Genomic DNA, 10,236 nt, shown 5'->3' with positions numbered 1-10,236 from the left:
AATCCAAGCAGGAAACGACTGATATTGACGCCGATTCGCTCGCTTCTTAATGCTGTAGAACTTTTGACTGTCCAGAAGATTAGGAAATGTCGATATATATCGTACTAGTGGTTTAGTCGATTTCTCACGGTTCGCAGTGCACTTCATCCTTTTCCTGTTCGGTTTGTCCCACCAATGGTTCATCAATCATTACTTCCTGTCCTTGAAGTTCCTCAAACTCTAGTGCCGAATTAATCTCGGATTGCCTCGCTGCCATCTCCTGCAATTTTTGTTCAAATTCAAAAGGCTTGTCTATTTCGTTCAGAGCAGCCGTTAGCTGATCGTGCGTATCTTTTTGCTTTTGTTCAGCATCTTGCAGCAATGAGGGGATTTTTTCAATGGCATTCTCGATACGGGAAATGTTGCCCAATTCTGACTCGCCTAAATCAATGGCGTAGCTTTTCGCTCCTTTGATTTCCAGATGCATATTGTACATCGATTGGCGGGCAAGCAAAAGTTCAAATCCGCGATAAGATCCGATTCGTACCGATTCATCAGGTTGCAATTCCGTCATGTTGAAAAGGAGGAGAAGCATTTCGCCTGCCTTTGGGCGTTCCGTAAAGGTTTTTCCATCCAATTCCATGACAAAAGATTGGTTCATGGACTGGCGGGATAAGTGAATGTCTGCTTGTAAATCCTTGATTTCATGTTGTATCTTTTCGATTAATTGCGGATATTGCTTGATTTTGCCCTCCAGCATCATACGTTCGTTATGCCAATTGGATTGCAGCAGTTTCAGGCGAATGACCTCGTTGTCTATCTGCATTTTCTCCGCAAGCAATGGATTCGCGGTTGCAATAGCTTTTACCTCGGCGGCAGAAAGAACCGTTTCATCGGCATCTTCACAGGAGCGGGAAATGCTTTTTCCTGTCATGACCTGGGAGATATAGCGAAGTTTTTGTTCCTGGATTTGCCACAGGTAAGAGTCGAAAGTCCCTTTCGTGACATAACGGAAAATCTGGACGACTTCATTCCGATTGCCTTGCCGAAGGATACGGCCATCACGCTGCGTAATGTCTGCCGGTCGCCAGGGGCAATCCAAGTGGTGAGCAGCAATGAGACGATCTTGCACATTGGTACCAGTTCCCATTTTTTGAGTCGATCCAAGCAATATCCGGACTTCGCCGCGGCGAACTTTTTCAAAAAGTTCCTCCCGCTGCACATCGGTCTTCGCATCATGAATAAAAGCGATTTCTTGTTCAGGTACACCGAAATGAGACAGTTGGGCTTTTACCTCATCGTACACGTTAAATTGTCCCGGTTTCGGAGTGCCGCTGTCGCAAAAAATTACTTGAGTAAGCTGGTCATCCTGGGTTTTCTTCCAAATGTCAAAAACGTTGGAAATACAGCGATTCAGTTTAGAGTCCGGATCGGAGGGGGCTTCTTCGTCCACGAGTCGGGGATCAATGGACATGAGTTTTGCTTCGTGTGTCAGCTTCAGCATATTGTCTTCCGTAGCATCCACTTCGTTGTTCCGTATTTTCTCTGCTCGCTCGACAAATTCGTTCATCATCATTTTTTGATAAGGAGTGCACTCGCTGACAACGATGGTTGCTTTACCGCCTTCCAACTGTGGGGTAGGAAGTTTCAGCATGTCGGCAGTCTGAATATCGGCAACCAGACGAAATAGGCTCATCAGTTCCGGCAAGTTATGAAATTTGGCAAAGCGGGATTTCATTCGGTAGCCGCTGCCTTCCGGGGTAATCTCCAACGAGGTGACGACCTCACCGAACGTTGCGGCCCAGTTGTCGAAAAAGTGTAATCCCAATTTTTGCAGCAAATGTGGTTGAAGGTAGCGCTGCATGACATACATCTCGGACATGCTGTTACTGATCGGAGTGCCAGTAGCAAAAACGACGCCGCGGCCGTTGTTGATTTCCTGCAAATATTGGCATTTCAGCAGCATGTCCGTCGCTCGTTGGCTGCTGGATTTACCGATGCCGGCAACGTTACGCATTTTAGTGAATGTGAAGCAATTTTTATACGCATGCGCCTCGTCGACAAATAGCATATCCACACCAAGCTGCTCGAAGGTAATCAAATCGTCTTTTTTGCCTTCATTGACTAGACGCTCCAGACGGGACTTCAGGTTGTTCTCGAAAACGACCATTTGCTTAATGCTCCAGTTGTCTCCCTTTTCTTTTTTCATCTGGTCAATCATCTGAGAGACGTTGCGGATTTCATCTTGCAGGAGCTGTTCCTGGCGTTTCTTGGAGATGGGGATTTTCTCAAATTGGCTGTGGCCGATGATGATGGCATCGTAATCTCCCATCGCAATCCGTGAGACAAAGCGCTGGCGATTGGCCAGAGCAAAATCCTTTTTTGTCGTTACCAGAATATTAGCAGCAGGAAAGAAACGTAGAAATTCATTGGCCCATTGTTCGGTTAAGTGGTTGGGGACGCAGTACATCGGTTTTTGGATCGCGCCGATACGCTTCAAGTACATGCCTGCGGCAATCATAGCGGCGGTTTTGCCCGCGCCGACTTCATGAGCCATAAGCGCGGTGCCGGAATAGATAATCCGGGCCGCGACATCCTTTTGGTGCTTCCGCAACGCCATATCCTCATTCATGCCTTGGAACACCAGATGATCGCCATCATAAGTACGAGGACGGATCGTGTTAAACTTATCGTTGTAAATAGCAAGCAACGTATCCGCCCGTTCCTTGTCTCGGAACAACCAGGCTCCAAAGGCTTCTTTCATTTGCTGTTGTTTGGCACGGGCAATCATCGTTTCTTTGGCGTTAACCACGTATTTGACCTGCTCCTTGCCATTGCTGTCCAAGTAGGTGACCGGATCTCGAATCGTAATACTTTGCAAATTCAAACTGCTTTCAAAAATCTCGTAGGCGTTCGCTCGATGGGTACCGTAGGTCTGGTTTGCCTTGATGGAGTTTCGCTCCAACGTTTTACCGGATACGCGCCACGTATTGGTATATTCCAAATATTCCACGTCGATGGTACGGGCTCTTTGAAACGCTTGGGTCGTCCCAAAGGTTTCATACATAAAATCGCGGTAATAGCGTACGGGAATCCACGGGCTGCCAATGCGAAAATCGATATCGCCGGGTAACAGCGGAGCAGGTTGAACGCGGGTTAACGCCGCCACATTACGCTCAAACAAGTCGGGACGTTCCTGCGCCTTCAATGTGGCATAAGCCAACTTATCTTTGATATTGCCGGACAAATATTCCTCGTCCAGCTCCCATCCTTCCTCTTCGTCGTCGGTATATTTTTGTGGATTCAGGAAGATGCGATCCCCTAGTTCTTCCCGTATTTCGGCGACCGATTTGCCGCATAAGTGGGCAATATACGGCAAGTCAACTCGCAACCGTTGATTTAAACAAATTTGCAAGGCTTCCAGAGCGTTATCTGCATGGTCTGGCAGACGGTTCATCTTAATCGTCGGACGGGAAAAGATGGCAGCCTTCACCCATGTTTTCTCTGGAGTCTGATCTTCGATGGAGCGCAACAGCGGAAGTTGATCGTCATCAGCAAAAGCGGCTGTATTCGCTCGGTCATTAATAAAACCGTATTGTTGGACAAAGCGGTCGTATACCTGATTGAGCCGCTGTTGTGCCTGCTTTAATTCTGCTTCGTCATAGCCATACTCATGGGACTGAATTTGAATGACATCCAAAAGCACCGACTTGATTTCGCATAATCCCTTGATTCGTTCGGCTTTTTTGCCCTTGATGTCTTGATGCAATAAATAGCCGTTTTCACAGTAGTAAATTTGTCCTTGCTGAAGTAGGTAGGTGAAATTTTTGGTTCCGGGAGGCGCTTTGATCGGTTTGACTTCTTCCTCATCCAGCACATCCGGCAAGCTTGTCTCCGATGTTTGCTCCGATGCATCAGGGAAGGAGGCTTGAAGAGTACTGAGCGCTTGCTCTAGCATGGGAGACAGTTCCTGATTGTCATACGGCACACAAGCTGTCGTTTGCTCCGGCCCATACATGCCGCGATCCCAAACCATGCGACCCAGCACCATTTCAGGATGAAAGAGATAGTAACGGTTGATCGGTATACCATCTTCGGTAACATCGGTAAACACCCATTCGGGCATGTCTTCTTTTTTCAATGACATCAGCGGCTGTTCCCGTTTTTGCAAAAAAACGATGTCGGTCGTGACTTCGGCTCCGGCCAGCGATTGAAAAGTCGTGTTGGGCAGGCGTACGGCTCCGATCAAGTTCGCTTTTCGCGCCAGCACTTCCCGAACGGAGGAATCCTGTTTGTCCAATGTGCCTTTGCTGACGATAAAGGCCAAGATGCCGCCGGGTTTGAGCAGGTTTAAAGATTTGATGAAAAAATAATCATGGATCAGGTAATTGCTGGTGTAGCGCCGGTCAAAAACACGAATATTGTGAAACGGGATATTACTGAATATGGCGTCAAAATGATCGTCCGGAAAATCGACTGTTTCAAAGCCTTGTAGATAGATGGTTGCTTGAGGATATAGCTGCCGTGAGATTCTGCCTGTAATGCTGTCCAGTTCCACGCCGTGAAGCTCCGCCCGATGCCAATCCAGAGGCAATACAGAGAAGAAATTTCCGGTTCCCATGGAGGGTTCCAGCAGTTTACGGCCTTTTCCATCTGTAAGACCAAAACGATGCAACGTGGCATGGATGTGTTCAATAAGGAATGGCTCGGTATAAAAAGCAGTGATGGTAGAATTCCGCGCCGCTGCATATTCCGTTTCATCCAGCAAATGTTTCAGTTCCTGGTACTCGTTTTCCCAACCGGGGGCGGATGGATGAAAGGCGTTGGCCAAGCCGCCCCACCCGACATAACCGGCTAGGATCTGTTGTTCATCCTGGCTGGCGAAGCGGTTTTCATGTTCCAGTTGCTTAAGCAATTGAATGGCTTCCACATTCCGTTTGTATTTGCTTTTCGGGCCTGAAACGTAAGGGGAAGCCTCCGGGTTAAAGTGAAAATTGACAGCGTTGCTGCGAGTGGGTGAAAGAGTAGAAGCATTAGAAGTCGTAACGGTTGTTTCGTGATACTCATCATCCGTTTCAAGACCAGGAGAATCTTGATTTGCGACTTCTTCCCTTGTTTCGTCTATTTGGTGGTCGATGAATTCATCTCTACCGGTTTCCTGTTGCTTCAATTGCAAGGCATAGTCAAACAATGTCCATTCCGGTTCAACGGGAGGGAAGGGAGCAAAGTTCTCATCATAACGGCCATCCCGGATCAGTTCTAAAATCTTGGTGGCGACTTTATTCCAAGTGAAAGTACCATGATGTTCGCCATCCGCATCCGTCCAATACAACTCGATCCCTTTGCCATTGTAGTCGAATCCGCGTAACCCGTTGCCGAACTCTCCTCTAGCGCCGCCGATTCCGTATAGGGACTTGAGCAATGCGGCAAGTTTAGCTGGTTTTACGGGCTGGGGTTCTTCGGTAACAAATTGATACACACGCGGTTTGATCACCAATCCGCCTCGGTCGCTGCGCAGCAGGTTTTCCAACATATCTTCGGCAGAAAACCTGTTGTTGTCGTTTTCCTTTTTATGCGTAAAAAAAGAACCGCTGACAGGCGGTTCCGGATTCGGTCTCGATTCGGTTATCTCGGTTTCAATACGATGTCGTTCAATACCAGTTCCTCGGCTGTGGACTTGATCTGATTCAGGTGGCGTGTCCTCTCCAAAATATCTTCGGTCTGCGGCATCGGACGAAATCGGAGAAGCTGTTCCGTGAGATGCTCTATCTTCTCGGTGGCCTCCCGATCTACTTGGTGCATTTTTTCCATCAGATTCCCTTGCATTTTCAAGCTCATGAATCTCTGAGGATGATGATTCCGCAAATAGTTCAGTGCCATTCGCCCGTATTTGCCCAGAGGTTGCTGGTCGGCCTCCGCTTGATTGGAGATTTGCAGTTGAGGATAAAGCAGGCCGTCCGTCTGTTCGGAATAATGCAGATTCGCCTTCATTTCGGTCATGAGTCATACTCCTTTCCTGTTCCATGATTTTGACATGTCTCCCGATGTCCAGCAGGATTTCTTTGGATAACTCGGTGACGATTCCGCCAAGCCGGGACATGAGAGGCACGGTATTCCAATGAGGGATCGTATCAAAGGCTGGAGAGAGGACGGAATCCGGTATGCCGCAGCGCTGGTGAATGAAAAAACGGCTGCTCGCTTCAATTAACTCCAACATTTGATCTTCAATGCCCCCGGTAGGAAGCGAACCAAACAGATGATCAGCCATGTCCAGTTCAATATCCTGCATAGACACATCCAAAGAAGCGATGCTTTGTCTGACCATCATACTGATACATTCGCTGAGATTATCGGTATCGAAGGAAGACAGTCTGTCTGCCAATTCAGCCATATCCAAATGTTCCAAACTCCATGTTTTTGGCGCGGCCTTACCGTAAGTTTGGGAAACATCAAATAAATAATCCAGCGTTAACCCGGCATCGCGATAATCACAGACAGCGATCGCTTTTTCTCCTTTGGTAACAAAACGCCCCAATTTGTTCCAAAGAGGTAAGGAAGCCAGCATGGTCGCATTGGGGTTTTGCATGTAGATCAGCAGGGCATTGTCGAAGGAATATTTATAAATCCCGGAAGCAAAGGTCAGATAGTCCGTCCAGGCTTCAGGTGTATTGGAAATGTAAGCTACTCCGGATTCATATAACGATTTCAATTGTTTAGCGCGTGCCATATGGTTGTCCTCCTTCCTCCATGGTTCGAATTGCGGTTTTAGTGCTCCAGTTCATCCCATACATCTCTGCCGTGGTTAGTGAAAGGTTGAAACGATGTCCAACTCTGCGATAAATCAGAGGCGTAGGAAGGATAGCGAAGTTTAACCGCTTCAAAAAAGTAAGGCAGTAAGCCGTTGTCAAATAGATAGTAGGGGCTGTAATGACGGGCGTCCTCTTCACTTTCTCCCGTATAGCCGGTGTATAAATTGAATGCTAATCGCGTAAGACGAGAAGTGGTTCCGGTTTGCCAACTTTCGTTCAATCCCTCTAGTCGGATGCTATCTTCCTTGAAATTGTAAAGATCGTTGATGTTTCTGCGGGTGTCTTCTGTCAGGCCCAGGAGATAAAAGAGGGCCTTACGATAAGGATCATGCTGACGATGAGCGCGGATTACGTTTCCTTCATAAAACTGTTCATGGGCAAGGTCTTTAAACATCATTGAAATTCCTCCTTGTCTGGATCATGGTTTTCTTGGGGGTGTTGCGAGAAATAGAAGGCCAGCGCTTTGTCGATGATTTCTTCGACTTCCGCCGCTTTGCTATTCGGCGAAAAGTATTTGGTGTAAATTTTATGTTTCAACTTAAAAGGGGCGGGGGTTTTGCTTTTCGGTCTCCGGGTGGCTTCCCCGGAAAGAATGGCCATAATGACCTGTTCATTACAATTGTGGTTTTCGGACTTTCCTCTAAGCAGCTCCGATTTTTTCATATCCACCTTGTAGCCTTGTTGCTGAATCAAGGCTTCTACTGTTTGCTGTTCTTCCGGTTTCAAATAAGACAAATCTACAGCGGGGCGTAGTTTGATTTCTCCCTGATCGACTCGTTCTAACAACTCAGGGACTAAATGATTGAGACGTAAATAACGCTTGATATTGGTAGGACTCATGTCGTTTTTATGGGAAACCTCAAAGACACTTTTGCCGCGGTGTCCCACTGGGACACCTTCGTTGTTTTCCCCGTCACTACTGGGAATTTCGGCATTTTCAATTTCGTTTATTCTACCTTGTTTCTGTCTAGCTTCCTTACAGGCTTCAAGCTGCATATGCAGGGCACGAGCCAACTCACTGGGCAGCATATCCTGGATAGAACGTTGATGGAAATTAGTGTCCACCACGATGATGACGGCTTCGGCCTCTGTAAGATTGTCCATTATAATAGAAGGAACAGTGATTAAACCGGCAGCTTTCGCGGCATTCACACGGTTATGCCCGGACAGGATTTCATAACCATTGGGTTCTTTTGGTCGGACAATGATCGGAATCAACACTCCGTTTTCCATAACACTCTCAACTAGCTCATCCAGCTTATTCCCTTCATATAACTTGAAGGGGTGGTTATGAAACGGAACCAGGTCAGATAGAAGTAGCTGGGTTACACCTGTTCCGGTTACGGTTTCCGGCACTTTTGTTTCCTCGGACAACAGCAGCAATTCATCAATACTGGAGAGCTTGGGCGTAGGACGTTTACTTGCCATTTTGGATCAACTCCTTCGCCAAGCTTTGGTAAGCCAAGGCTACTTTGGATTTTGGATGAAACTCGATAATGCTTTGACTGTAAAAGTTGGCTTCCCCGACTTTAACGGAAAGCGGGATTTGCAAATCGAAGATACGGAAAGTTTCCCGGTAGTAAACTTTCACAAGACGAAAGGCTTCCTTGTATAAGTTCGTTCGGGTATCACACATGGTCATTAAGATGCCCTCGATACCAATCCTTGGATTAATCCGTTTTTTCACTTTGACGATAATTTTAAGCAATTGGGTCAAACCCGTGGCGGACCATAGTTGCGGGTTTACCGGAATAAGGACGCTGTCGCTGGCTGCCAGAGCGTTGATTGTAAGGAGGCCGAGGGAAGGATTCGTATCGATAATGATGTAATCGTATTTATGTTTCATTGGTTCCAGAAGGGAAGCCAACGTTTTCTCTCCGCCCATTTCATCGCGTAGATTAATCTCAGCTACGGACAATTCAATGTTGCTCGGAATCAGGTCGATGTTGCCATGAGAATGAATATATTCTTCGGGCGATGGCAGCGGCTCGTCCGTCATCATTGCGTTCATCACATTGAACATCGAAAACTGAAGTTTGTCAGGCTGTTCAATGCCAAAGCACATAGTCAGATTACCTTGCGGGTCAAAATCGACCAGCAGCACTTTTTTTCCTTCATTAGATAAGGCGTAAGCCAGGTTGTAAGCAGTGGTTGTTTTGCCTGTTCCGCCTTTTTGATTGGCAATGGTGATCACCGTCGTTTTGGTCATTTCAAAACCCTCCCTGAAGCAGTGGCTTCATTTTAATTTGTCAATGGTAGGGAGCGGGCTGTTCTGTTATTGTTCTCTCCGAGTTCTTCCCAACGTCTCAAAATGGCTTCATTTTAGGTAGTCGCCGGGACGCCTTACGGAGCCTGAAAAAAACAGAAAAACCCGCGAAAAACCTTGATTTTACAAGGCTTTTCGCGGGTTCTAAATTCTTCTTCCTTGACTTAACTTCCGCATGTGTTATAATAACACTCGCGACTCAAAATCGAATGGGGAGACCCGTGGAGGTTCGAGTCCTCTCACCGGTATCACTTCAATAAGAGTAGGTTCATTAGATTAAGTCTAATGAACCTTTTTTTAGTGCGTACGCATTACGATTAATAAAGTGGTGAAAGTCCGCTGGGGAGATTGGTTGTAGCCAACCGCTTGCCAAGAGCAGTGATGTCATTCATTGTATTGGCTGAACCACCGATTCCATCATCGCTCCCCCGAATACGGTCAACACGGACGAGTGCCATTCCCAGCCACATCATTTTCCGTGTCAGCATTTTCATGATCCTCTACTCCACGTTTCTTTATAATATTGTTGATTTTCAACCGCAATGTTCATTTATGAAAGGTCCACCATGTAATGTGGCTGCGCCGCAGGGTCTCTTAATTGCAATGAAGAAAAATAGTGTTGCTGCAGCAACGCTTTTGTATCCGTTTGATTACAAATTCATCACTTAAGTACATTCGTGAAGCGAAAGACTATTTCGAACCACACGGAATTTTGAATTTTCATCATTTGCTTACGAGATGTTTGGAGGAAGTATAGTTAAGGTATCAAGAACAACATTTTATTGACATATCGTGAAATGTAGATATAATAATAGACATGGATCCAATTGAAGTGTTCAAGGCGTTGTCTAACGAGTCGAGACTACAGATTTTACAGTGGCTTAAGGAGCCCGAAAAACATTTTGTGCCCCATGAAGGAGTGGATATGAGGGAAATCGGGGTGTGCGTCAGTCAAGTGACGGATAAGTTGAACATGACACAGTCGACGGCTTCGCAGTATTTGTCCATTCTACAACGGGCCGGACTGATTCGAACCGAGCGGATCGGCAAATATACGTACTACAAACGAAACGAAGAGAAAATAAGCGAATTAGCTGATTTCTTAAATCAGAAACTCTAATCTGAACTTGAATACCTCAAACGTATTCAGTTTTTTTTGACCTTACAAATCGACATATTGCG

6 protein-coding genes are annotated in these 10,236 nt (G+C 46.5%); 1 reads left to right on the top strand and 5 read right to left on the bottom strand.

What is annotated here, in order from left to right; all coding sequences use genetic code 11:
• Window positions 1-124 precede the first annotated feature (124 nt).
• From FS806_RS27215 to FS806_RS25795, 5 genes are all read right to left on the bottom strand, one after another.
• Window positions 125-6,706, bottom strand: coding sequence for an SNF2-related protein (locus FS806_RS27215; protein WP_144938616.1), 6,582 nt, complete (start codon window positions 6,704-6,706; stop codon window positions 125-127).
• A 38-nt stretch (window positions 6,707-6,744) separates the two neighbouring features.
• Window positions 6,745-7,185: a DUF6075 family protein gene (locus FS806_RS16130; RefSeq protein WP_144938613.1), complete on the bottom strand. Its 441-nt coding sequence runs from the start codon at window positions 7,183-7,185 to the stop codon at window positions 6,745-6,747.
• Window positions 7,182-8,216 (bottom strand): ParB N-terminal domain-containing protein, encoded by a 1,035-nt coding sequence (locus tag FS806_RS16125; protein WP_144938610.1) that lies wholly within the window; start codon window positions 8,214-8,216, stop codon window positions 7,182-7,184. The genes FS806_RS16130 and FS806_RS16125 overlap by 4 nt, the downstream gene beginning before the upstream one ends.
• The gene (locus FS806_RS16120) at window positions 8,206-8,997 is read right to left on the bottom strand and encodes a ParA family protein (protein WP_144938607.1); all 792 of its coding nucleotides are present in this window, start codon (window positions 8,995-8,997) and stop codon (window positions 8,206-8,208) included. The genes FS806_RS16125 and FS806_RS16120 overlap by 11 nt, the downstream gene beginning before the upstream one ends.
• Before the next feature lie 374 nt (window positions 8,998-9,371).
• The gene (locus FS806_RS25795; protein ID WP_186328392.1) at window positions 9,372-9,548 is read right to left on the bottom strand and encodes a hypothetical protein; all 177 of its coding nucleotides are present in this window, start codon (window positions 9,546-9,548) and stop codon (window positions 9,372-9,374) included.
• Between the two features lie 323 nt (window positions 9,549-9,871).
• On the opposite strand from FS806_RS25795, the gene FS806_RS16115 reads away from it, so the two are divergent.
• The gene (locus FS806_RS16115) at window positions 9,872-10,174 is read left to right on the top strand and encodes an ArsR/SmtB family transcription factor (protein WP_028538557.1); all 303 of its coding nucleotides are present in this window, start codon (window positions 9,872-9,874) and stop codon (window positions 10,172-10,174) included.
• Window positions 10,175-10,236 lie beyond the last annotated feature (62 nt).

This window comes from Paenibacillus sp. 32O-W, assembly GCF_007679495.1.
GTDB classification, from domain to species: domain Bacteria; phylum Bacillota; class Bacilli; order Paenibacillales; family NBRC-103111; genus Paenibacillus_L; species Paenibacillus_L residui.
The sequence above is the reverse complement of the archived record's forward strand: the minus strand, read 5'-3'. Positions and strand labels throughout refer to the sequence as shown.